Below are 23,143 nucleotides of genomic sequence, written 5' to 3'. Positions count from 1 at the left end.
CGGGAATGGGGAAGAAACACGCACGACAGCTGGGTTCGGGGAACCTCCTCAAGCGGGGCGCGCGGAGGTTCCCTATCGTTTCCCGGTTTTTTTGCCCAGAGTCACGCGCGCGGCCATCGCCGCGTCAGCGTTGATCGCGCTCGGCATGCGCGACAGGCCGCCGTCCAGGCCGAGCCCGGCAACCAGATTATCCACGGCCAGCTGTACCATCGCCGTGCGCGTGGCCAGCGAGGCGCTGCCGATATGCGGAGTCAGCACGACATTGCGCAGCGCCAGCAGTTCGGGGCGCACCTTCGGCTCGCCTTCGTACACATCCAGGCCCGCTGCGGCAAGGCGACCGTTGGCCAGCGCATCGGCCAGCGCGATCTCATCAACCAGGCCACCACGGGCGATGTTCACCAGCGTTGCCGACGGCTTCATCTTCGCCAGCGCGACGGCATCGATCAGATGGTGCGAGGCCGGCGTGTACGGCAGCACCAGCAGCAGGTGGTCGGACTGTGCCAGCAGCGTATCCAGGTCCACATAGGTGGCGCCCACTTCCGCTTCGGTCGCGGCCGGCAGCTGCGAGCGGTTGTGGTACAGCACCTTCATGCCGAACCCGTGTGCACCGCGGCGGGCAATGCCCTGGCCGATGCGGCCCATGCCGAGGATGCCCAGCGTGCTGCCGTGGATGTCGGCACCGAGCATGGTCTGGAACGACCACTGCTGCCACTGCCCTTCGCGCAGCCAGCGCTCGGATTCAGTGATGCGGCGTGCAGTGGCCATCAGCAACGCGAAGCCGAGATCGGCGGTGGTCCCGGTCAGGACGTCCGGCGTGTTGCTGGCGAGAATGCCGGCGGCGCTGAGCGCGTCGACATCCAGGTTGTTGTAGCCAACGCCGACATTGGCGATTACCTGCAGCTGCGTGGCATCGGCCACCTGCGCTGCACCGATGCGCTCGTTGAGGGTGATGATGGCGCCGTCGGCGCTGGCCAGCTGTTCGGCGATCTGGTCGGGCGACCAGGCGGTGACGGTGTCGGTGGTGCGCAGCTGCACGCGATCGCGCAGCGGCGCGATGGCCGCGTCGATCAGCGGCTGGCTCACCCACACCGTCGGCCGCGTGTCAGCCATCGATCTGCCCGGGAATGCGCGGGGTGATCGTGCCGACATCGCCACACTGCGCGCGATGACGCAGCGCCTGGTCCATCAGCACCATCGCCACCATCGCCTCGGCGATCGGTGTGGCGCGGATGCCGACGCAGGGATCATGGCGGCCGGTGGTGACCACCTCGACCACGTTGCCGGCCGTGTCCAGCGACGGGCCCGGCAGGCGCAGGCTGGAGGTCGGCTTCAACACGATCGAGGCGACCACCGGCTGGCCGGTGGAAATGCCACCGAGGATGCCGCCGGCATGGTTGCTGGCGAAGCCCTGCGGGGTCAGCAGGTCACGGTGCTCGGTGCCCTTCTGCGCTGCACTGGCGAAACCGTCGCCGATCTCCACACCCTTCACCGCGTTGATGCTCATCAGCGCAGCGGCCAGTTCGCCATCGAGCTTGCCGTAGATCGGCTCGCCCCAGCCCGGCGGCACGTTGTCGGCGACCACGTCCACGCGCGCACCGACCGAATCACCGGACTTGCGCAGCGCATCCATGTACGCCTCCAGTTCCGACACCTGTGCGGCGTGCGGCCAGAAGAACGGATTGTCTTCCACCGCCGACCAGTCGAAACCGGCCGGCGTGATGTCGCCCAGCTGCGACAGGTAGCCACGCACGGTCACGCCGAAGCGCTCGGCGAGCCACTTCTTGGCGACCACGCCGGCGGCCACGCGCATGGTGGTCTCGCGTGCCGAGGAACGGCCGCCACCGCGCGGGTCGCGGATGCCGTACTTGTGCCAGTAGCTGTAGTCGGCATGACCCGGCCGGAACTGCTGGCCGATGTTGGCGTAGTCCTTGCTGCGCTGGTCGGTGTTGCGGATCAGCAGCGCAATCGGCGTGCCGGTGGTCAGGCCCTCGTACACGCCGGACAGGATCTCGACCTCATCGGCTTCGCGACGCGCCGAGGTGTGCCGGCTCTTGCCGGTTGCGCGACGCTGCAGGTCGTGGGCGAATTCGGCCGCGTCCAGCGCCAGCCCCGGCGGGCAACCATCGATCACGCAGCCGATGGCCGGCCCGTGCGACTCGCCGAACGTGGTGACGGTGAACAGCTTGCCGAACGAATTGGAGCTCACGGGCGCTGCGCCGCCAGTTCGGTGATGCGGGCGCTGTGGGCGATCAGTTCGCGGCACTCGACCGCGAAGATGCCCATCTGGCCAACCTTGAACTCGATCCAGGCGAAATCGACTTCCGGCAGCAGCTTGACCAGATGCTGTTCGGACTCGCCCACTTCACAGATCAGCAGACCGTCTTCGCTCAGGTGCAGCGGGGCATCGCGCAGGATCTTCAGCACCAGGTCCAGGCCGTCATCGCCGGCACGCAGACCCATCTCCGGCTCGTAGGAGTATTCCCGCGGCAGGGCATCGGTCTCGTCGTTGGTGACGTACGGCGGGTTGGTGACGATCAGGTCGTAGTGGCGGCCGGTCAGGCCGTTGAACAGGTCCGACTTGAGCAGGGTGACGTTGTGCGCCTGCAGGCGTTCCTTGTTCTCTTCGGCCAGCGACAGCGCGTCGTCGCTCAGGTCGACGCCATCCACTTCCCAGTTCGGGTAGTAATGGCCCATGGCGATGGCGATGCAGCCCGAACCGGTGCAAAGATCCAGCGCGCGGCTGACATCGCGGCCGGCCAGCCACGGCTCGAAGCCGCATTCGATCAGTTCGGCGATCGGCGAACGCGGCACCAGGGCGCGCTTGTCGCTCTTGAAGCTCAGGCCGGCGAACCAGGCCTCACCGGTCAAGTAGGCGGCCGGGATGCGTTCATCGATGCGACGCTGGAACAGTTCCAGCACGCGCAGCTTTTCGGCCTGCAGCAGGCGCGCCTGGCCATAGGCCGGGCCCAGATCGTGCGGCAGGTGCAGGCTGTGCAGCACCAGCTGGGTGGCCTCGTCCAGCGCATTGTCGTAGCTGTGACCGAAGGTCAGCCCGGCTTCGTTGAAACGGCTGGTGCCGTAGCGGATCAGATCGATGATCGTGTGGAGTTCGGCGGCCGTTTCAGCGGTCATGGCGGTACTGCGGGCAAAGTGGCCCCCGATTATAGGGGCTGGCGCCCGCGGCGGCATCCGTTGCGGCAGAAACGATCGGGCCGCAGCCGGTATGATGGAGCCCACTTCGCGCGGGGGCTCCCATGTTCAATCGCAACGCCGGCATCATCCTGCTGATCGCCCTGGCGGCGGGCCTGGGCCTGCTGGCCGCCCAGCAGGTGTTCGCGCCGAAGCCACCGGCCAACGCCCCGGCCACCGAAGCGATCACGCTGTACCCGCAGCCGCGCGAACTGCCCGACTTCAACCTGGCCCAGTCCGACGGCACCCGCCTGATTCCGGGCGAGCTGAAGGGCCACTGGACCCTGGTGTTCCTGGGCTTCACCTTCTGCCCCGACGTCTGCCCCACCACTCTGGCCGAGCTGGCCGGCGCGCAGAACCAGTGGGAGGCCCTGCCCGACAGCCTGCGCCCGCGCGTGCTGTTCATCTCGGTCGACCCGGACCGTGACAGCGCCACACGCCTGGGCGAGTACGTGCACGGCTTCCACAAGGACACCCTGGCCGCCACCGCCGATATCCCGTCGCTGGAGCGCTTTGCCACTTCGCTGGGTTTCGTGTTCCAGAAGGTGCCGGGCAAGCACTTCGACGAGAACCCTGAGGATTACACCGTCGAGCACTCGGCCAGCCTGGCCGTGCTCGACCCGCAGGGCCGCCTTGCCGGCCTGGTGCGGCCCCCGTTCAACGCGCCGGCCATTGCCCGCGACCTGCAGAAGCTGACCGAGAAAACCGCCCCATGAGCCTCACCACCGCCCTGACGTACGCCCTGCCCCACCGCCTGCTGTCCTCGATGGCGCGTTCGCTGGCGTACTCGGACGATCCGCGCGTGTCGCGCTGGCTGATCGACACCGTCACCCGCAAGTTCAACGTCAACCTGGACGAAGCGGCCAACCCGGACCCGCGCAGCTATGCCACCTTCAACCAGTTCTTCACGCGTGCGCTGAAGCCGGGGGCGCGCGTGGCCGATGCCGATCCGCGCAGCCTGGTGATGCCGGCCGACGGCCGCATCAGCCAGCTGGGGAAGATCGAGGCCGGCCGGATCTTCCAGGCCAAGGGCCAGTCGTTCACCGCCGCCGAACTGCTGGGCGGCGACGAGGATGCCAAGCCGTACAACGACGGCCTGTACGCCACCGTGTACCTGTCGCCGCGCGATTACCACCGCGTGCACATGCCGTGGACCGGCACCCTGCGCGAGACCGTGCACGTGCCGGGCCGCCTGTTCAGCGTCGGCCCGGCCGCGGTGAACGGCGTGCCGCGCCTGTTCGCCCGCAACGAGCGCCTGGTCTGCCACTTCGATACCAGCTTCGGCCCGATGGTGAGCGTGATGGTCGGTGCACTGCTGGTGTCCGGCGTGGAGACCGTATGGAGCGGTGAGGAGATCCCGGCCTACGGTGACCGCATCACCCGCAAGGATTACCGCGGCCAGGGCATCCAGCTGGAGCGCTTCGCCGAGATGGCGCGCTTCAACTACGGTTCGACCGTGATCGTGCTGCTGCCGCCGGGCGTGGCCGAGTTCGCCCCGCAGCTGGGCGCCGAAAGCCCGGTGCAGCTGGGCCAGGCGCTGGCGAAGCTGCGCTGACAAAAAGGGGACGGAGGGGATTAAGTCGTTTATGCATAAACGACTTAATCCCCTCCGTCCCCTTTATCCACGCCATGCGTGGAGGGAATCAACGGAATGCCGGCCAGCGGCCGGCACTACCGGTATGCGCGTTACTGCAGGGACGGGGCCGGGCCGACGTCCATGCCGTCGTAGTCTTCCACGCCCTTCTCCGCGGCCAGCGCCGCGAACTCCTGGTTGCGACGGTCCAGCGAGGCTTCGTCGTGAATCTCCACGCGCTCCACATGCAGCACGTGGAACGGCGCGTCGCCTTCTTCCGGCTCCTGCTCGAACAGTTCCACGAAGGTGTAACCCTGCGCCTGCAGATGGTCAGCCAGCACCTGCAACGGCTCAGCAGTGGAATGCACGAAGAAGTACCCCCACAGTAACGGGCCGGTGATGTCCCAGTCGGTGTTTTCGCGGAGGTTGGCGAACAGGTTGCGGGTGTCTTCGAGGTCCATGCGGATTCCAGGGGTCGGGGGGGATTACTTGTCGCAGCCCTGCAGCTTCAGCGTCTGGCCGTGGCGCAGGCTGTAGGCCGGGGCCTTCAGGCCGTTGGCGCGGGCCAGGGTCGGCACGTCGCACTGGAATTTCGCGGCGATGGCGCCCAAGGTCTCGCCCTTGCCCACCTTGTGGCTGCGCACCGGCTTCGGGCGCGCCGCCGGGCGCGGGGCCGCCACCGGCGCCACCGGGGTGGTCGGCACGCTGGTGGACGCGGCCGCATCGGCCACCGGCACCACACCGCCCACGGCCACGCTGCCGGTGTAGCTGGCAGCGGTCGGACGCTTGATCGCTGCGTTCAGATCGGCGGTGATCAGGGTACGGGCCAGGTCGGCACGCGGGCCGCTGACGCAGTTGCGCTGGTACAGGCCGGCGATGCGGGTGGTGGCGTTGATCAGCGTGCCGGCCGGAATCCAGCCGTCGGCTTCATAGCGCGGGTTGAGGTTGCGCAGCGCGCGCATGTAGCCATCGCGGGTGCCGTGGCTGCCCAGGCAGATGGTCAGTTCGTAGATGGTGGTGGACTTGGCCAGGCGCAGCGTGGCCGGCTGCGCGCTGATCTTCGGGAATTCCACGCCGTACTGCTGCGGGTGCAGGAAGATCCAGGCCGCCGCGATCACCATCGGCACATAGTCCTTGGTCTCGCCGGGGAACTGGTTGTAGACGCTGTCGGTCCAGAAGCTCTGGCCGGCGCTCTGCTTGAACACGCGCGCGGCACGGCCTTCACCACCGTTGTAGGCGGCCACCGACATTTCCACGTTGTTGTTCAGCTCGCGTAGACGCTCGTTGAGGTAACTGGCGCTGGCTTCAGCAGCACTGCGCGCATCGAAACGGGTATCGAAGCCGGTGCCATCCGGACCGAGGCCGAAGCGGCGGCCGGTGGCCGGCATGAACTGCATCAGCCCGGCGGCGCCGGCGCGCGAGGACGCATGCACGCGACCGTTGGATTCCTTGGCCATGATGCCGAACAGCAGTGCCTCGGGCAGGCCACGCTTCTCCCACTCCGGCCACATCACCGCGCGCAGGTTCTGGTAGTTCTCATAGCTGGTCAGCAGCGCCGGGCGCATGTCGGTCAGCCAGCGGCGGATGCCGGCCTGCACCGCCGGGTTGTATTCGACCATGCTGTCGAAGGCGTGCCGCTTGTCGTTGAGCAGCGCGGCAGCGCGCGCGGCCTCCGGCACGTCGGCGGTGAGCGGGCCGATATGGTCGGGGTCGGCTTCCAGGCGGTCGCCGCCTTCGTCCGCCACATCATCGCTGGCCGCGGCATCAGCGTCGTGCTTGAGCAGGCGCTTGTAGCTGGCAAGCAGGGTGCCCATCTGGCAGCCCTTCTGCTTCACGCAGTCGTTGAGGACATCTTCCATGTCTTCCAGCGCGGCATCGGCCTCGTTGCTGCCCTTCGGGTCGGCATTGGCGACCAGCAGCAGGGCGTCGCTGTAACGCTTCTCGGCGACGGTCATGCGCTGCTGCAGCGCATCCACCTTCACCTTGTCCCGGGCCGAAACCCGCTGCGCATGGGCGTCGGGCGCCAGGGAAACCAGGCCGGCCAGGGCCAGCAGCGGCCAACCGCGGGAAATCAGGACAGGAACGGGCATTGATGGCACTGTGTGCGAAACAGGCAGGCAGAGTAGCGGCGCCGCCAAGGTCCGGGCAAGCCGACCTTCGGACCGCCACCGCCGGCGGTTAACATTGGGCTATTCACCACAAGGGCTGGACCATGGATCCGATTCTGCTCGGCAAAGGCATTACCGACGATATTGCCGTCACCCTGCTGCCGAAACTCGGCAACCGCCACGGCCTGGTGGCCGGCGCCACCGGTACCGGCAAGACGGTGACCCTGATGACCCTGGCCGAGGGCTTCTCGCGGCTGGGCGTACCGGTGTTCCTGGCCGATGTGAAGGGCGATGTGTCCGGCCTGGCCGTGCCCGGCACCGGCGCCGAGAACCTGCTGACGCGTGCTGCCGAGATCGGCGTGGCCGACTATGCGCCGGCCGCCAGCCCCACCATTTTCTGGGACCTGTACGGCAAGCTCGGCCATCCGGTGCGCACCACGGTCAGCGAGATGGGCCCGACCCTGCTGGCGCGCATCCTCGAGTTGAACGATACCCAGTCCGGCGTGCTCGACATCGTGTTCAAGCTGGCCGACGACCGTGGCCTGCTGCTGCTGGACATGGACGACCTGCGCGCCCTGCTCGGCCTGGTGGCCGAGGAGCGCAAGGACATCTCCACCGAGTACGGCCTGGTCAGTGCGCAGTCGATCGCCGCGATCCAGCGTTCGGTGCTGCGCCTGGCGCAGGATGGCGGCGAGAACTTCTTCGGTGAGCCAGCCCTGGAACTGGCCGACATCATGCGGGTCAATCACGACGGCCGCGGCGTGATCGGCATCCTCGCCGCCGACCAGCTTGTGCTCAAGCCCAAGCTGTATTCCACCTTCCTGCTGTGGCTGCTGTCGGAGCTGTTCGAGCAGCTGCCGGAGGTGGGCGACCTGGACAAGCCGAAGCTGGTCTTCATCTTCGACGAGGCCCACCTGCTGTTCGACGACGCACCGCCGTCGCTGGTGCAGCGCATCGAGCAGGTGGTGCGCCTGATCCGCTCCAAGGGCGTGGGCGTGTATTTCTGCTCGCAGTTCCCCGACGACGTGCCGGGCAACATCCTCGGCCAACTGGGCAACCGCGTGCAGCACGCGTTGCGTGCGTTCACCCCGCGCGACCAGAAGGCGGTGAAGACCGCGGCCGAAACCTTCGTGCCGAACCCGAAGCTGGACGTGGCCAAGGTGCTGAGCCAGCTCGGCACCGGCGAGGCGCTGGTATCCACGCTGCAGGACAAGGGCGTGCCGATGCCGGTGCAGCAAACGATGATCGCGCCGCCGCGCTGCCGGATGGGACCGATCACCGAGACCGAGCGCGCGCAGGTGCGTGCCGGCAGCCCGGTCGGCAGTCGTTACGACACGGCGATCAACCGTGAATCGGCCGCCGAACTGCTGGCCCAGCGCGCGCAGAAGACGGTCGAGCAGGCGCAGGCACCGGCCGCCCGCAGCCGCGAGCAGGACGAAGCGCAGGAAGGCGGTTTCGGCCAGGCGATCAAGGATGCGATTTTCGGCACCAAGCGCCGCCAGGGCATGATCGAGACGATGGCCAAGCAGACCACGCGCACGGTCGGCACCAAGCTGGGCAACCAGATCGTGCGTGGCCTGCTGGGCGGCATCTTCGGCGGCAAGCGCTGATTCACCGCCACTGGCGGTCAGAGCTCTTTCCACGGGAAAGGGCTCCGACCCCATCGTTCCCCTGAAAAGAAGTCTTACCGCATGTCCCGTTGGCGTCCCCCTGCAGAAAAGAGTACCGCCCTGATCACCGCCTCCGGCCACGCACGGCTGAAGGCCGAACTGGATGACCTGTGGCGGGTCCGCCGCCCAGAGGTGGTGAAGGCGCTGGCCGCAGCCGCCGCGGAAGGCGATCGTTCCGAGAACGCCGAGTACACCTACCGCAAGAAGCAGCTGGGCGAGATCGACCGTCGCGTACGCTACCTGACCAAGCGATTGGAATCGCTGCGCGTGGTCGACACCACGCCGACCGATCCGCAGGCGGTGTTTTTCGGCGCGTGGGTGGAACTGGAGAACGTGGACAGTGGCGACACCAGCCGCTATCGCATTGTCGGCCCGGACGAGACCGACGCAGGCCTGGGTTGGATCAGCATCGATTCGCCGCTGGCACGTGCGCTGCTGAAGAAGCGGCTGGATGATGAATTTTCGGTGGAACTGCCCGGCGGCCAGTTCACCTTTGCGGTAATCGGGGTGGAGTACCCGCAAGTGTAGGGCCGAGCCGATGCTCGGCTGATGGGCAAACGCAGCCGAGCATCGGCTCGGCTCTACAGGGAGGACATCAACGGCGGCGGGTACTGGCGGCCGGCACGCAGCGGGCGGAAGTACGCGGCATCTGCGTAGAAGGCGACATCCTGTCCCTCGTACCAGTCCGGGATTCCGGCCAACGGCAGCGGACGCAGCTGCAGCGGATCGGTCACTGCCCTGCCCTCGGCGATGGCCGCAGTCACTCCGTCAACGCAGGCATCATCGACTTCACCGTGCACCACCACACACTTGCCCACCAGCCGGCGGCCCGGCAGCAGCGCCTGCTCCATCAGCGCGTGCCCGAATACCGCAGCGATGGCGATGTCTCCGCTCAGCCAATATCTCGATTCAAACAGCGCACGCCAGTCGTGGGCATCCCAGGCAGTCAGCGGCGCGTGATCGCGCACACGCACGATCACGCCGGTCTCATCGAACTGGGTCAACGCGGCCTGCGCACGGTTGCGCTGGCCCGGCGGCATGGCCTCGATATGCCGGCACTGCTGCACATTGAGGGCCTGCTTGAGCTGCGGGTAACGGGCCCACACCAGTGCATTGAACAGGTCATGCCAGTTGTCGGTGCGGGTGGCGATATGCCCCTGCGCGATGCGCGCCTCGTAATGCAGGCCGTCGGCCAGCAGCGCGGCGTCCTGTTCCACCAGGCGCTTGCCGGGCAACCCGAGCCGCGCATCAAGCGCTGCGATGGACGGCCATGCCGCATCGTCCAGCAGATCACGGAATTCCTGCAAGCCGGCGAACAGCGGATGTTCAAGCACCTGCGGATCGACCGCCGCACGCGGCGGCGGCACGAAGCGGCGGACACCGCTGCCGTCACCGGCGGCGGTCGTCGCTGTGGTCACAGCATCTTGAGATCGAATGCCGGGCGGGTAGCGGCCGGCAGCGCGTCACCGTACAGGTCGTGCTCGTCGCTCTCGGTGATTTCCACGTCGACGAACTCACCCACGCGCAGCGGCACCTGGTCGGCATTCTGGATGTGCACCAGGCCATCGATCTCCGGGGCATCGGCCTTGGAGCGGGCCACGGCGATATCGCCTTCGATGGCGTCGACCAGGCACTGCTGCACGGTGCCGATCTTGGCCTCCAGGCGCGCAGCGGAAATCTGCGCCTGCTTTTCCATGAAACGGGCCAGCCGCTCCTGCTTCACTTCCTCCGGCACCGCATCGGGCAGGTCGTTGGCGGTGGCGCCTTCCACCGGCGAATAGGCGAACGCACCGACGCGGTCCAGCTGCGCCTCGTCCAGGAACGAGAGCAGCTCTTCGAACTCGGCCTCGGTCTCGCCCGGGAAGCCAACGATGAAGGTCGAACGCACGGTGATGTCCGGCGCGATACGGCGCCAGTTCTGTACGCGCTCCAGGGTCTTCTCGACCGCACCGGGGCGCTTCATCAGGCGCAGGATACGCGGGCTGGCATGCTGGAACGGAATGTCCAGGTACGGCAGGATGCGGTTCTCGGCCATCAGCGGCACCACCTCGTCCACGTGCGGGTACGGGTAGACGTAGTGCATGCGCACCCACGCATCCAGCTCGGACAGGCCTTCGCACAGTGCCTTCAGGCGAGTCTGGTAGGCCTTGTCGCGCCACATCTTCTCGGCGTACTTCACGTCCACGCCATAGGCCGAGGTGTCCTGCGAAACCACCAGCAGCTCACGCACGCCGCCGCGCACCAGGCGCTCGGCTTCGCGCAGCACCTCATCCACCGGGCGCGAGACCAGCTTGCCGCGCATCGACGGAATGATGCAGAAGCTGCACTTGTGGTTGCAGCCTTCGGAAATCTTCAGGTAAGCGTAATGGCGCGGAGTCAGCTTGATACCGTAGTCGGGCACCAGGTCCACGAACGGATCGTGCTTGGGCGGCAATGCTTCATGCACCGCTTCCATCACGCTCTGGTAGTCCTGCGGGCCGGACACCGCCAGCACGTTGGGGTACGCCTCGCGGATCTGCTCAGGGCGCTTGCCCAGGCAGCCGGTGACGATGACCTTGCCGTTCTGGTTCATCGCCTCGCCGATCGCGTCCAGCGACTCGGTCACCGCCGAATCGATGAAGCCACAGGTGTTGACCACCACCACATCGGCCGAATCGTAGGACGGGACGATGTCGTAGCCTTCCGAGCGGAGCTGGGTAAGGATGCGTTCGGAATCGACAAGGGCCTTCGGGCAGCCAAGGCTGACGAAGCCGACTTTGGGGTTCAGCTGGGACATGGAATCGCGGGACTCTGGGGGCCTGGGCCCCTGCCGTCGTGGCAGGGGTTCCTGGGGGCCGGGGCCTGAAAGGGCGCCAGTATACCGGGGTTGGCGGCCGCGCTCTGAATGGCCAGCCGCCCGATCCCGCACAGCCGCTGACATCGCGCTAACCCACGCTGCACCGACAATGCCGTTCTGTTCCCCACAACGAGATGGAAACGATGGCCGAGTGGATCACCCTGGATACGCATCACGGCCCGGTACGGGCCTGGCAGGCCCTGCCGGAGGGCACCCCGCGTGGCGGGCTGGTGGTGGTGCAGGAAATTTTCGGCGCCAACCCGCACATCCGCGGCGTAGCGGAGCGCTTCGCGGCCGAAGGCTACGCGGTGCTGGCGCCGTCGTTCTTTGACCTGGTCGACGGTGCAGAAGCCGATCCGGATGCCCTGCCCTATGACGCCGAAGGCGTGAAGCAGGGCCTGGAACGGGTGACCGCACTGGGCATGGAGAAGGCGCTGGAGGTCGTGCGTGCGGCCGCCACCCGGCTGGCACCCCATGGCAAGGTCGGCACGGTGGGCTACTGCTGGGGCGGCACGGTGGCGATGCTGTCGGCCCTGCGCCTGGGCCTGCCCTCGGCCAGCTACTACGGTGCGCGCAATGTCCAGTTCCTGGATGAGACGCCCAAGGCCCCGGTGATCTTCCACTTCGGCGCCCAGGACAGGAGCATCCCGCCGGAGGCGGTCCAGGCCCATCGCGAGAAGCTGCCGCAGATGGCCACCTTCGTCTATCCGGCCGACCACGCCTTCAACCGGGAGGTCGGACATGCGTATGATCCAGACAGCGCCGCCCTGGCGCTGCAACGCACCCTGGACTTCTTCTCGGAGCATCTTGGATGAGCGATTTCGAACTCGATTCACGCCTGGCCACCGATAGCGTGCTGGTGGCGGAAGGACCGTTGTCGCAAGTGCGGCTGATGAACGACGAACGATTCCCCTGGCTGGTGCTGGTACCGCGCCTTGCCGGGGTGACCGAGTGGATCGAGCTGGACGGCGAGCAGCAGGACAAGCTGCGCACCGAGCTCAACCGCGCCTGCAAGGCCCTGAAGGGTGCCGACGGGGTGGAGAAGATCAATATCGGTGCGCTGGGCAACATCGTGCGGCAGCTGCATTTCCATGTGATCGGCCGCCATGACGGCGACCCCGCGTGGCCGGGCCCGGTCTGGGGCAGCGGCCCCGCGCACCGCTACGAGCCGGGTGCACTGGACCAACATGTCGCCTACTGGAAGGAACGGCTAGGATATCCAGCCCAGTCCTGAGCGTTTGCCGACCCGATGCGATTCAACCTCGTTGCCGCCGTCCTGCTGATCCTGATCGGCCTGTTCATGCTCGCCAGCAACCTCGGCTGGACGCACCTGAACCTGTCCAAGCTGCTGCTGACCTGGTGGCCGGTGGCACTGGTGGGTGTCGGCATCGCGATGCTGTTCGGTCGCGGAAAATAAAGGAGGCGGCGCATTGCGCCGCCTCCTTCATGTAGAGCCGAGCCATGCTCGGCTTCACAAATCGCCTTCAATCTTCAGGTCCGCGGCAGGGTCACGCCGGTCTGGCCCTGGTACTTGCCACCACGATCGCGGTACGACGTCTCGCAGATGTCATCGGCGGCCGCCTGGAAGAACAGCATCTGCGCCACGCCTTCGTTGGCATAGATGCGCGCCGGCAGCGGCGTGGTGTTGCTGAACTCCAGGGTCACGTGCCCTTCCCATTCCGGTTCCAGCGGGGTCACGTTGACGATGATGCCGCAGCGCGCGTAGGTGCTCTTGCCCAGGCACACCACCAGGGTGTCGCGCGGGATGCGGAAGTACTCCACGGTGCGCGCCAGCGCGAAGCTGTTTGGCGGGATGATGCATTCATCGCCGACGATATCGACGAAGCTGCCCGGATCGAAGTGCTTGGGATCGACGATGGTCGAGTTGATGTTGGTGAACACCTTGAACTCGCGCGAGCAGCGCACGTCGTAGCCGTAGCTGGAGGTGCCATAGCTGACGATGCGCTCGCCGTTGGCCTGCTTGACCTGCCCGGCCTCGAACGGCTCGATCATGCCGTGCTGCTCGGACATGCGGCGGATCCAACGGTCACTCTTGATGCTCATGCTTTGTCCTGGGGTGCGAGGGGGCGCGAGGATTCTAGCAGGGGGCCGGGCGTCGCCGGCGGCCCCTGCCCGGGCACTTACAGCAGCGACGACAGGATCGGGATCGAGGCACGCGGACGCTTGCCAACCTCCTCGATCAGGCGCTGCGCGGCATGGCGGTAGGCCTGGGCCGGAACCGAATCCGGCTGGGCCACGGTGATCGGGGTACCGGAATCGCCCTGCTCGCGGATGCCGATCTGCAGCGGCAGCGAACCGAGCAACGGCACGCCGTACTGCGCGGCCATGCGCTCGCCGCCGCCCTCGCCGAACAGGTGCTCGACATGCCCGCAGCTGCTGCAGGTATGCACCGCCATGTTCTCGACGATGCCCAGCACCGGCACCTCGACCTTCTCGAACATCTTCAGCGCCTTCTTCGCGTCCAGCGTGGCGATGTCCTGCGGCGTGGTGACAATCACCGCACCGGCCAGCGGAATCTTCTGGGTCAGGGTCAGCTGGATGTCACCAGTGCCCGGCGGCAGGTCGATCAGCAGGTAGTCCAGGTCGTCCCACAGGGTGTCGTTGAACAGCTGGGTCATCGCCGAGGTGGCCATCGGCCCACGCCAGATCATCGGCGTGTCCTCTTCGATCAGGTAGCCGATCGACATGGTGTCGACGCCGAACGCACGCAGCGGCTCGATGCTCTTGTTGTCCGGGCTTTCCGGGCGGCCGGACAGGCCCAGCATGGCCGGCACGCTGGGGCCATAGATGTCGGCGTCGAGCACGCCCACGCGCGCACCGAGCTGCTGCAGCGCCACGGCCAGATTGACCGCGGTAGTCGACTTGCCGACGCCGCCCTTGCCCGAACCAACCGCGATCACATTGCGGATGCGGGCATGCGGCGTGAGTCCCTTCTGGACCTGGCTTGCATGGGGACGGCGGGGAGAACTGTTCACAACGAGCACCGGCGGGGTCAGGGGGAATAACCGAGCATCATACAAGCTGGACGTAACCTGACTGAAATTCAGGATTGCTACAGATTCGTGCACAGATTGTTAAGTTCATGTTACGTTCGACCCGCACTGTTTTGGGCTGCGGAGCTGGCATTTCCAGCCCGCGCGATGGCGCATGCGCAGTGCCGTTTTTGTTTTTGCTCTCCAATGGAACTACATGAACTACGTAAGCAACACCGCACGTCGCAACACGCTCGCCGTCGCCCTGATTTCCGCTCTGATGGCCGCCGCCCCGGCAATGGCCCAGGACAAGGCGACCAACCTGGACAAGATCACCGTCACCGGTTCGCTGATCCCGCAGACCCAGGTTGAAACCCAGACCCCGGTGATGTCCATCACCGCCGAAGACATCCAGACCCGCGGCTTCAGCAGTGTTGCTGAAGTGCTGCAGCAGTCGTCGCTGACCACTGGCGGCCTGCAGGGCGGCCAGACCTCGGGTTCGTTCACCCAGGGCGCCGAAGCCGCCGGCATGTTCGGCCTGAATCCGGGCTACACCAAGTACCTGATCAACGGCCGCCCGATGCTCTCGTATCCGGCGCTGTACAACGGCAGCGAAACCTTCAACAACATCAGCGGCATTCCGATCGACATCGTCGAGCGGATCGAAGTGCTGCCGGGCGGCCAGTCCTCGCTGTACGGCTCGGACGCGATCGCCGGTGTGGTCAACATCATCCTGAAGGAGCGCATGGACGGCGGCACCATGACCCTCCGTGGCGGCACCTACACCGAAGGCGGCGGCAGCAACATCCGCTTCAGCGCTGCCAAGGGCATCAACGCCTTCGACGACCGCTTCCATGCGCTGTTCAACGTGCAGATCGAGAACGGCAGCCCGATCTGGGGCTACCAGCGCGACATCACCCGCCAGAACAACCCGGTCGGCTACACCGCCCAGGTTCCGTCGAACGACTTCGCCGTCATCACCAACGCTGACAACAAGCTGCTGATGATGGACCCGAGCCGTTGCGCCAACGTCGCTGGGCTGTATGACGGCACCACCGTGGTCGGCCAGCGCGCGTCGGGCGAGTCCTGCGGTTCGGTGTACAGCGCCGGCTACAAGACCCTGAAGAACGGCAAGAACAGCGGCCAGTTCTACTCGTCGATGACCTTCGACGTGAACGACAACTTCCAGCTGTTCGCCGACGTGCTGTACAGCAAGGAAAAGACCGAGTTCACCTCCGGCTCGAGCGCCCTGTGGTGGGGCACCAAGTCGAGCCTGGGCAGCTTCTACGACCAGGGCCTGGGCAAGGTCGTGAACCTGCAGCGCGCCTTCGCGCCGGAAGAAATCGGCCCGGGCCATTACAACAACATCATGAACTCCGACGAAAGCCGTGCCTACCAGGTTACCCTGGGCGGCAAGGGCATGGTCGGCGACTGGGACTACAGCGCCAGCTTCACCCGTGGCGAGTACCGCCTGGACCAGAACCGCTTCGTGCGCTGGAAAGACAAGATCGATGGCTTCTTCGTCGACAACGTGCTGGGCCCCAAGCTGGGCACTACCGCTGATGGCTTCGACATCTACAACCCGAACTACGCGGCCTTCTACTCGCCGATCACCCCTGACCAGTTCGCCAGCTTCACCGGCTACGGTACCCACCGCAGCAAGACCTGGCAGAACCTGGGTCGGGTGCAGGTGACCAACGGTTCGCTGTTCAGCCTGCCGGGCGGTGATGCCGGCCTGGCCGTCGTGCTGGAAGGTGGCAGCGAAGGTTGGGATTACTCGCCGGACCAGGCGTTCGTTGATGGCAATGTGTGGGGCACCACCGCCGTCGCCGGCGCCGGCCACCGCAGCAACTACGCGGTCACCAGCGAACTGCGCATGCCGCTGCACGACACCCTGACCGTCAGCGCCTCGGGCCGCTATGACGCCTTCAAGATCGCCGACAAGACCGTCGACAAGGCCACCTACAGCATCGGCCTGGAATTCCGTCCGATCGAGAGCCTGCTGCTGCGCGGCAAGTACGGTACCGCCTTCCGCGCACCGACCCTGTCCGATGCCTTCCAGGGCATGAGCGGTTCGTACTCGTCCGGCCAGAACGACTACTACCGCTGCAGCCAGATGGGTTACGGCCTGCGTGATGAGGCCTGCTCGTTCTACAAGAACACCTCGGTGTACAGCGAAAAGTCCGGCAACCCGGACCTGAAGCCGATCACCGCCGATGTCTGGAGCGCAGGTGTGGTGTGGGCTCCGGTCAGCAACTTCTCGCTGTCGGCCGACTACTACAACTGGAAGATCAAGAACGAGGTCAAGACCCTGAGCTCGGACCAGCTGCTGCTGGCCGAGTACCAGTGCCACAACGGCCTGCCGAACAACACCTCGGCCAGCTGCGGCGACGTGACCAACTGGGTGTCCCGTGACAAGGGCGGCAATCTGGAGCGCGTGTACACGCCGAAGCTCAACGTTGCCAGCCAGAACCTGGAAGCGGTGACCGTGGCGGCCAAGTACCAGCAGGATATCGGCCGCTTCGGCTCGCTGATGTTCTCCGGCAACTACACCAACATGCTGAAGCGTGAAGTGCAGCCGATGCCGGGCGCCGCCAAGCTCGACCTGCTGAGCGACCCGTACAACATGTGGTACTACGACAACTTCGCCAAGGTCCGCGGCGATCTGTCGGTGGCCTGGAACATCGCCAAGTTCACCACCACCGTGTACGCCAACTACGTCGGCAGCACCCCGAACTACCTGGCCTACACCGGCCGCAGCTACGGCTACGTCCACTCCTCCGGTGCCAAGGCCGGCAAGTGGGGTTCGTACACCACGTACAACCTGAGCATGAACTACCAGGCACAGGAAGATCTGGTCCTGTCGCTGATGGTCAACAACGTGTTCAACAAGCTGCCGGAAGGCCAGCGCTACAACTACCCGGGCAACGAATCGACCCCGTTCAATGACGGCTTCTACAGCGTCTACGGCCGCCAGATCTCGGCCCAGGTCAAGTACAACTTCTGATCCCGTCGTTTTCCGGACTCCGTGTCTGGACCAGGCCCCGCTTCGGCGGGGCCTTTTTTTTGGCCAGTCAACCTGTCTCGCTGCGCAAAGGCACCCCATTCCGCCCATTCATCTTCAACTCATAAAGACTGAACATGCACATCACGAATGAGACCAAGCTACCGAATTCATTGCACTTTCAAGTCCAACGAATGCACATTTCGAGACATAGAGTAACGCGAACCTCCATTTTTCGTTAAGCCCGTGTTAGGTTCGATGAACCACAGGCCTACACATGAACGCCGCTGTAACGCCTGAATGGAATCAGCATGCTTCAGTCAACAAGGGGATCCACTACGATGACCAAGACCCGTACACCCGGCCGCCACCCGCTGACCAGCGCTCTGCTCGTCGGCCTGCTTGCAGCGAGCTCGGCACCTGCCTTCGCGCAGGAAACCAATTCCAACCCGGTCGATCTTGACCGGGTCAGCGTGACCGGCTCGCGCATCGCGCGTACGGGCTTCGTGACATCCTCGCCGGTTACCGCCATCACCGCCGAAGAAATCCGCCAGACCGGCGCGCTGACCATCAGCGACCTGATGAACAAGATGCCGCAGCTGGCACCTTCGTTCACCCTCGGCAACTCCACTCGCTACATCGGTACCGCCGGCCTGGGCCTGATGGACCTGCGCGGCATGGGCTACGACCGTACCCTGGTGCTGGTCAACGGCCGTCGCCATGTCGGTGCCAATCCCGGCAGCACCGCGGTCGACGTCAACACCATCCCGGTGGAGTGGATCGAGCGCGTTGAAGTCATCACCGGCGGCGCATCGGCCATCTATGGCGCCGACGCCGTGGCCGGCGTGGTCAACTTCATCATGAAGAAGAACTACGAGGGCTTCGAGGCCCGCGCGCAGAAGGGTATTGCGGGCGAAGGCGGCTTCAATCGCGGCTTCGTGTCGGCTACCGCGGGCACCAATTTCGCCGACGGCCGAGGCAATGTCGCCGTGGCGGTCGAGTACAGCCAGCAGGATCGTTTCGGCCGTGGCGACCGTTCGATCGGTAAACGCTACGACGTGACCGTGCCCAATCCGAATTTCGATCGCACCAAGCCGCCGAGCGAGAGCAACCCGCAGACCGTCCTGGCCCGCCCGGGCGGCAACTACTCCACCTCCTACGGCGGTTCGTTCCAAGCCGGTGGCACGTTCGATTTCACCAAGCCCAACACCTACCAGTACCGCTATCACTTCAATCCGGATGGCAGCTTCAGCCGCAACCGTTTCGATGGGCCAGTGGTCAGCCCTTCCTCGTGCGTCAACTGTGACTTCACCGATCTGAACGCTGTTGCCGACCTGCAGCCGAAGTTCGACCGCCTGAGCGTCAACACCGTCGCCCACTTCGACCTGAACGACAAGCACCGCCTGTTCTTCGAAGGCAAGTACACCAAGACGGAATCGACCTTCTTCGGCCAGCCCGCTTTCGACAACACCATCCGCATCCGTCGCGACAATGCTTTCATCAGCCCTGAGCTGGGCGCCCTGATGGATGCCAACGGTCTGACCCAGCTGCAGATAGCCCGATTCAATGTCGACGCGGGCCGCCGCGGCGAGGAAGTCAAGCGCGAGACCAAGCGCTTCGTCTTCGGCGTGGAAGGCATGTTCGGTGACAACTGGAGCTACGAGGCCTCTGGCAACTATGGCGAGACCGAGATCAACCGCGTCAACGTCAACAACCGCATCAACGAGCGCTGGCAGGCCGGTCTGGACGCAGTCCGCGATTCCAGCGGCAAGATCGTCTGCCGTGTCGACCGCGATGCCAATGCCACCAACGCCAATGCCGGTGGCCGCGCTTACAACCGCGACCTGATCGGTTCGGGCTGCATTCCCTTCAGCATCTTCGGTGATGGCGCCGTGCCGCAGAATGCGGCCGACTGGTTCAATACCCGTTCGCACTACTTCGGCAAACTGCAGCAGACCGTGTTCAGCGCGTCGGTGAGCAACAACGCGCTGTTCTCGCTGCCGGCCGGTGATGTCGGCATTGCGGCCGGCGCCGAGTACCGCAAGGAGAAGAGCCAGGAGCGTACCGATCCGCTGGCAGCCTCCGGTGCCACCTTCCTCAACGCCATCAACGGCGGTGGCGGTTCGTACAACGTCAAGGAAGTGTTCGCCGAAACCAACATCCCGCTGCTGGCCGACATCCCGGGCATCCGCCGCCTGTCGCTGGATCTGGCTGGCCGCTATTCGGACTACAACACCATCGGTTCGACCAAGACCTGGAACGTCGGCCTGGACTGGGAAGTGATCCCGTCACTGCGCGTTCGCGGTACGTTGGCCAAGGCCATCCGCGCACCCAACATCGGCGAACTGTATGACGAGCAGTCGCAGAACTTCGCGACCATCGCCGACCCCTGCAACACCAACGCCACCAATTCGAACCGTCCGGGCACCGCTGGCGATCCGGCCCTGCGCGCCGCCAACTGCGCGGCTCTGGGCATTCCGGCAAACTGGGTTGACTCGTACAGCGCCAACCGTCCAGGCGTCAGCGGCGGCAATCCGAACCTGAAGCCGGAGCGCGCCGAGTCCACCTCGATTGGTTTCGTCTGGCAGCCGGAGTTCTTCGAAGGCTTCGGCATGTCGGTCGACTACTGGCGTATCACCCTGAAGGACGCTATCGGTGCGGTCAACGCCCAAACCCTGGCAACCCGCTGTGTCGATTCGCCGGGGGGCATCAACAACGCCTTCTGCGGCAACATCAAGCGCGCGCCGGTGGGCGGTGCGGTCGGTGCGAACGGTGCTGAGTTCCCGGCATACAGCATCTACGACTGGACTGCGATCGCAGAGAACCTGGCCAAGAGCCGTCGTACCGGCATCGACCTGGAAATGAACTACGACTTCGGCATGTTTGGTGGCCACACCAACCTGCGCCTGGTCGGCACCCGCCTGCTGGAATCGCGTGAGTGGGAGTTCCAGGACTTCCCGAACGAATACAAGGAACGTTCGAACTACGTGACCAACCCGCGCTGGCGTGGCCAGTTCACCGCCAAGTACACGCTGGGCAACTTCCGCGCCAGCTGGGACATGGTGTACATCCACCGCAACCTGCGCGTGTTCCCGGAGAGCTACAACAGCAATCCGGGTTCGCAGAGCCCGATCTGGAACCCGTCGTTCACCTATCACAACATGCAGGTCGGCTACAAAATGGCTGACTCCGGCGTAGAGGTGTACCTGGGCGTGGACAACGTGTTCGACAAGGATCCGCCGGTCAACTACTTCGGCGCGGACCTGGGCTCGGCGTACTACGACAACGTCGGCCGCTTCATGTACATGGGCGTCAACTACAAGTTCTGATCCATCCACACTTGCAGCACCCCGACAGACCCGGCTTTTGCCGGGTCTGTCTTTTCCGGGCCACGAAACGGCCCCCTTGCGCCCGGCCATGACCTTCGACACCCTTGCAGGGCAGGCCGGCGGCGTATCGTTCGGCCCACGGCCGTCCCCGCGGCCCTTCCCTGACTCACTCGGCCTGGAGGCCATCAAAGTGACCCGTACTCCCAAGATCGTGCTGCTGACCCTGGCCGTTTCGGCCGCGCTGGTCGGCTGCGGCAAGAACGAAACCCCGGCCAAGGACGCCACCGCCTCCACGCCGGCTGCGGCCGAAGCCACCCAGTACACCCTGGACGAGAGCAAGCTGCCGGCCTACAACGCCTTCCAGCCCAGCGATCTGGATACCAGCAAGGACGCCTGCGGCGCCTTCGGCGACTACGTCAACAGCAAGTGGCTGGCCGCCAATGAAATTCCGGGCGACCGCACCAGCTGGGGCGCGTTCACCATCCTCGACGAGCGTTCGGTGGCCGTGCAGCACCAGCTGGCTGAACAGGTCGCGCAGGTCAAGAACCCGAACCACATCGAGAAGATCGTCGGCGACCTGTGGGCCACCGGCATGGACGAGGCCAAGATCAATGCCCAGGGCATCGAGCCGCTGAAGGCCGACCTGACGGCGATCGACGGCCTGCAGGACAAGGCGGCCATCGCCGACTACCTGCGCAGCAGCGCGGCCAAGGGTGACAACGTCCTGTTTGGCTTCGGCGCCGAAGCCGACTTCAAGAACTCGGCCGTCAACCTGGCCTACGCCAGCCAGGGCGGCCTCGGCCTGCCGGACAGCACCTACTACACCGATGCCAAGAACGCCGACAAGCTGAAGGCCTACCAGGCGCACGTCGCCAAGGTGCTGGAGCTGTCCGGCGTCGCCGCTGCCGACGCTGCCAAGCAGGCCGAGGACGTGGTCAAGTTCGAGACCCGCCTGGCCAAGGCCTCCAAGTCGCGCGTCGAGCTGTCGCGCAACGTCGAGCTGTACTACAACCCGGTCACCCTGGCCGACGCCGACAAGCTGACCCCGAACTTCAGCTGGACCGAGTTCTTCAAGTCGCAGGGCGTGGCCGCACCGGAGAAGTTCTCGCTGGCGATGCCGGCCTTCCATGAGGAAGTGAGCAAGGCACTGGGCGACACAGATCCGTCGGTGTGGCGTGCCTACCTGCGCTTCCACACCGTGGACAGCGCCTCGCCGTATCTGGCCGACGCCTTCGTGCAGGAGAACTACGAGTTCTACGGCAAGACCCTCAACGGCCAGAAGGAACAGAAGCCGCGCTGGAAGCGCGTGCTGGGCACCATCGAGAACGATGCCGGCGAAGCCTTCGGCCAGCTGTACGTGAAGGTTGCCTTCTCGCCGGAAGCCAAGGCGAAGATGGAAGAGCTGGTGAAGAACCTGGCCGCCTCGCTGAAGGAACGCATCCAGGGCCTGAGCTGGATGAGCGATGAAACCAAGGCCAAGGCCATCGCCAAGTGGGAAACCTTCACCCCGAAGATCGGTTACCCGGACAAGTGGCGTGACTGGGCGGGCCTGCAGACCCAGCGCGACAGCTACCTGGGCAATGTGCGCGCTGCCAGCGAGTTCAACTACAAGTTCAACCTGTCCAAGATCGGCAAGCCGGTGGACAAGACCGAGTGGGGCATGACCCCGCAGACGGTCAACGCCTACTACAACCCGCTGCAGAACGAGATCGTGTTCCCGGCCGCCATCCTGCAGCCGCCGTTCTTTGACCCGAAGGCCGATGACGCGCTGAACTACGGCGGCATCGGTGCGGTGATCGGCCACGAGATGACCCACGGTTACGACGACCAGGGCGCACGTTTCGGGCCGACCGGCAACATGGAAGACTGGTGGACCGCCGCTGACAAGAAGAACTTCGAAGGCCTCACCGGCAAGCTGGTCAAGCAGTTCGACCAGTACAAGGTCGACGGCCAGGCCGTGAACGGCCACCTGACCCTGGGCGAGAACATCGCCGACCTGGGCGGCCTGGCTACCGCCTACGACGCGCTGCAGAAGGCCTCCGCCGGCAAGGAAGATGCAAAGGTCGATGGCTTCACCCGCGACCAGCGCTTCTTCTTCAACTGGGCCACCGTGTGGCGCACCAAGTACACCCCGGAAAACGCCAAGGTCCGCCTCGCGACCGACCCGCACGCGCCGGCGCAGTTCCGCGCCATGGGTGCGCCGTCGAACCTGCCGACCTTCGCCGCGGCATTCCAGTGCAAGGCCGGTTCGCCGATGGCCCGCACTGGCGAGCAGCAGGTGGTGATCTGGTAAGCCCCGGCTGACGCCAAGGCAGACCTGCAGAGGCCCGGGAATTCCCGGGCCTTTGTTTTTCTGGGGTGTCTTTCATCCACGCATGGCGTGGATCTACTGATCCCGGCGCTCCCCGGTAGCTGCCGACCTCGGTCGGCGAATGCACCGC

The 23,143-nt window shown here is 65.4% G+C and carries 19 protein-coding genes; 10 read left to right on the top strand and 9 right to left on the bottom strand.

Annotated elements, in window-relative coordinates; all coding sequences use genetic code 11:
• Positions 1–72 precede the first annotated feature (72 nt).
• Genes AC5P8D_RS00180 through prmB form a run of 3 tightly spaced genes read right to left on the bottom strand, consistent with a single transcriptional unit; the run spans position 73 to position 3,132 of the window.
• The gene (locus AC5P8D_RS00180) at positions 73–1,110 is read right to left on the bottom strand and encodes a 2-hydroxyacid dehydrogenase (RefSeq protein WP_329763851.1); all 1,038 of its coding nucleotides are present in this window, start codon (positions 1,108–1,110) and stop codon (positions 73–75) included.
• Positions 1,103–2,206, bottom strand: coding sequence for a chorismate synthase (gene aroC, locus AC5P8D_RS00175; RefSeq protein WP_099560513.1), 1,104 nt, complete (start codon positions 2,204–2,206; stop codon positions 1,103–1,105). The genes AC5P8D_RS00180 and aroC overlap by 8 nt, the downstream gene beginning before the upstream one ends.
• Positions 2,203–3,132, bottom strand: coding sequence for a 50S ribosomal protein L3 N(5)-glutamine methyltransferase (prmB, locus tag AC5P8D_RS00170; protein ID WP_227199888.1), 930 nt, complete (start codon positions 3,130–3,132; stop codon positions 2,203–2,205). Before prmB ends, aroC begins: the two co-directional genes overlap by 4 nt.
• Before the next feature lie 122 nt (positions 3,133–3,254).
• Between prmB and AC5P8D_RS00165 the strand changes: the two genes are divergently transcribed.
• Together AC5P8D_RS00165 and asd are read left to right on the top strand one after the other, a co-directional pair.
• Positions 3,255–3,905, top strand: a complete 651-nt coding sequence (locus AC5P8D_RS00165) for an SCO family protein (protein ID WP_010483041.1) — start codon at positions 3,255–3,257, stop codon at positions 3,903–3,905.
• Positions 3,902–4,744, top strand: a complete 843-nt coding sequence (gene asd / locus AC5P8D_RS00160) for an archaetidylserine decarboxylase (RefSeq protein WP_331601145.1) — start codon at positions 3,902–3,904, stop codon at positions 4,742–4,744. The genes AC5P8D_RS00165 and asd overlap by 4 nt, the downstream gene beginning before the upstream one ends.
• A 131-nt stretch (positions 4,745–4,875) precedes the next feature.
• On the opposite strand, the gene AC5P8D_RS00155 is transcribed toward asd, so the two are convergent.
• A complete protein-coding gene (locus AC5P8D_RS00155; protein WP_049436791.1) occupies positions 4,876–5,223 on the bottom strand; it encodes a ribonuclease E inhibitor RraB in 348 nt (115 codons plus the stop codon).
• A 24-nt stretch (positions 5,224–5,247) separates the two neighbouring features.
• Positions 5,248–6,852 carry a transglycosylase SLT domain-containing protein gene (locus tag AC5P8D_RS00150; protein WP_049436792.1) on the bottom strand — a complete coding sequence of 535 codons (1,605 nt, stop codon included), beginning with the start codon at positions 6,850–6,852 and terminating at the stop codon, positions 5,248–5,250.
• Positions 6,853–6,974: 122 nt separating this feature from the next.
• On the opposite strand from AC5P8D_RS00150, the gene AC5P8D_RS00145 reads away from it, so the two are divergent.
• Both AC5P8D_RS00145 and greB read left to right on the top strand, forming a co-directional pair.
• Complete coding sequence (locus AC5P8D_RS00145; protein ID WP_049436793.1) at positions 6,975–8,480, top strand: helicase HerA-like domain-containing protein; 1,506 nt, start codon at positions 6,975–6,977, stop codon at positions 8,478–8,480.
• Between the two features lie 81 nt (positions 8,481–8,561).
• Positions 8,562–9,068, top strand: coding sequence for a transcription elongation factor GreB (greB, locus tag AC5P8D_RS00140; protein WP_049436794.1), 507 nt, complete (start codon positions 8,562–8,564; stop codon positions 9,066–9,068).
• A 53-nt stretch (positions 9,069–9,121) separates the two neighbouring features.
• Here the strand turns inward: greB and AC5P8D_RS00135 are convergent, their stop codons facing one another.
• Both AC5P8D_RS00135 and rimO read right to left on the bottom strand, forming a co-directional pair.
• Positions 9,122–9,958 carry a DUF3025 domain-containing protein gene (locus AC5P8D_RS00135; RefSeq protein WP_217013895.1) on the bottom strand — a complete coding sequence of 279 codons (837 nt, stop codon included), beginning with the start codon at positions 9,956–9,958 and terminating at the stop codon, positions 9,122–9,124.
• The gene (rimO, locus tag AC5P8D_RS00130) at positions 9,955–11,316 is read right to left on the bottom strand and encodes a 30S ribosomal protein S12 methylthiotransferase RimO (RefSeq protein WP_049436796.1); all 1,362 of its coding nucleotides are present in this window, start codon (positions 11,314–11,316) and stop codon (positions 9,955–9,957) included. Before rimO ends, AC5P8D_RS00135 begins: the two co-directional genes overlap by 4 nt.
• Before the next feature lie 203 nt (positions 11,317–11,519).
• Here rimO and AC5P8D_RS00125 point away from each other — a divergent pair, with 203 nt between their 5' ends.
• The 3 genes from AC5P8D_RS00125 to AC5P8D_RS00115 are packed head-to-tail and all read left to right on the top strand — an operon-like array spanning position 11,520 to position 12,793.
• Entirely contained in the window at positions 11,520–12,191 is a 672-nt protein-coding gene (locus tag AC5P8D_RS00125) for a dienelactone hydrolase family protein (protein WP_049409172.1), read from the top strand.
• Positions 12,188–12,610 (top strand): HIT domain-containing protein, encoded by a 423-nt coding sequence (locus tag AC5P8D_RS00120; RefSeq protein ID WP_010483023.1) that lies wholly within the window; start codon positions 12,188–12,190, stop codon positions 12,608–12,610. Before AC5P8D_RS00125 ends, AC5P8D_RS00120 begins: the two co-directional genes overlap by 4 nt.
• A 15-nt stretch (positions 12,611–12,625) precedes the next feature.
• Positions 12,626–12,793: a LiaI-LiaF-like domain-containing protein gene (locus AC5P8D_RS00115; RefSeq protein WP_005418011.1), complete on the top strand. Its 168-nt coding sequence runs from the start codon at positions 12,626–12,628 to the stop codon at positions 12,791–12,793.
• A gap of 74 nt (positions 12,794–12,867) precedes the next feature.
• On the opposite strand, the gene dcd is transcribed toward AC5P8D_RS00115, so the two are convergent.
• Positions 12,868–13,440 carry a dCTP deaminase gene (gene dcd / locus AC5P8D_RS00110; RefSeq protein ID WP_010483020.1) on the bottom strand — a complete coding sequence of 191 codons (573 nt, stop codon included), beginning with the start codon at positions 13,438–13,440 and terminating at the stop codon, positions 12,868–12,870.
• A 77-nt stretch (positions 13,441–13,517) separates the two neighbouring features.
• The gene (apbC, locus tag AC5P8D_RS00105; protein ID WP_026347084.1) at positions 13,518–14,372 is read right to left on the bottom strand and encodes an iron-sulfur cluster carrier protein ApbC; all 855 of its coding nucleotides are present in this window, start codon (positions 14,370–14,372) and stop codon (positions 13,518–13,520) included.
• A 214-nt stretch (positions 14,373–14,586) separates the two neighbouring features.
• Here apbC and AC5P8D_RS00100 point away from each other — a divergent pair, with 214 nt between their 5' ends.
• From AC5P8D_RS00100 to AC5P8D_RS00090, 3 genes are all read left to right on the top strand, one after another.
• A complete protein-coding gene (locus tag AC5P8D_RS00100; protein WP_495202982.1) occupies positions 14,587–17,376 on the top strand; it encodes a TonB-dependent receptor domain-containing protein in 2,790 nt (929 codons plus the stop codon).
• 338 nt (positions 17,377–17,714) lie between these two features.
• On the top strand, positions 17,715–20,702 hold the full coding sequence (locus AC5P8D_RS00095; protein ID WP_064968343.1) for a TonB-dependent receptor domain-containing protein: 2,988 nt from the start codon (positions 17,715–17,717) through the stop codon (positions 20,700–20,702).
• Between the two features lie 190 nt (positions 20,703–20,892).
• On the top strand, positions 20,893–22,995 hold the full coding sequence (locus AC5P8D_RS00090) for a M13 family metallopeptidase (RefSeq protein WP_019338610.1): 2,103 nt from the start codon (positions 20,893–20,895) through the stop codon (positions 22,993–22,995).
• Positions 22,996–23,143: the final 148 nt, after the last annotated feature.

The sequence above is a fragment of the Stenotrophomonas sp. YJH_SMC_101-4 genome, from assembly GCF_059370395.1.
The sequence above is the reverse complement of the archived record's forward strand: the minus strand, read 5'-3'. Positions and strand labels throughout refer to the sequence as shown.

Coding starts and splice junctions, on each gene's coding strand:
- AC5P8D_RS00180 (WP_329763851.1), bottom strand. CDS start 1,110: ATGGCTGACACGCGGCCGACGGTGTGGGTGAGCCAGCCGCTGATCGAC.
- prmB (WP_227199888.1), bottom strand. CDS start 3,132: ATGACCGCTGAAACGGCCGCCGAACTCCACACGATCATCGATCTGATC.
- AC5P8D_RS00165 (WP_010483041.1), top strand. CDS start 3,255: ATGTTCAATCGCAACGCCGGCATCATCCTGCTGATCGCCCTGGCGGCG.
- asd (WP_331601145.1), top strand. CDS start 3,902: ATGAGCCTCACCACCGCCCTGACGTACGCCCTGCCCCACCGCCTGCTG.
- AC5P8D_RS00155 (WP_049436791.1), bottom strand. CDS start 5,223: ATGGACCTCGAAGACACCCGCAACCTGTTCGCCAACCTCCGCGAAAAC.
- AC5P8D_RS00150 (WP_049436792.1), bottom strand. CDS start 6,852: ATGCCCGTTCCTGTCCTGATTTCCCGCGGTTGGCCGCTGCTGGCCCTG.
- AC5P8D_RS00145 (WP_049436793.1), top strand. CDS start 6,975: ATGGATCCGATTCTGCTCGGCAAAGGCATTACCGACGATATTGCCGTC.
- greB (WP_049436794.1), top strand. CDS start 8,562: ATGTCCCGTTGGCGTCCCCCTGCAGAAAAGAGTACCGCCCTGATCACC.
- rimO (WP_049436796.1), bottom strand. CDS start 11,316: ATGTCCCAGCTGAACCCCAAAGTCGGCTTCGTCAGCCTTGGCTGCCCG.
- AC5P8D_RS00125 (WP_049409172.1), top strand. CDS start 11,520: ATGGCCGAGTGGATCACCCTGGATACGCATCACGGCCCGGTACGGGCC.
- AC5P8D_RS00120 (WP_010483023.1), top strand. CDS start 12,188: ATGAGCGATTTCGAACTCGATTCACGCCTGGCCACCGATAGCGTGCTG.
- AC5P8D_RS00115 (WP_005418011.1), top strand. CDS start 12,626: ATGCGATTCAACCTCGTTGCCGCCGTCCTGCTGATCCTGATCGGCCTG.
- dcd (WP_010483020.1), bottom strand. CDS start 13,440: ATGAGCATCAAGAGTGACCGTTGGATCCGCCGCATGTCCGAGCAGCAC.
- AC5P8D_RS00100 (WP_495202982.1), top strand. CDS start 14,587: ATGAACTACGTAAGCAACACCGCACGTCGCAACACGCTCGCCGTCGCC.
- AC5P8D_RS00095 (WP_064968343.1), top strand. CDS start 17,715: ATGACCAAGACCCGTACACCCGGCCGCCACCCGCTGACCAGCGCTCTG.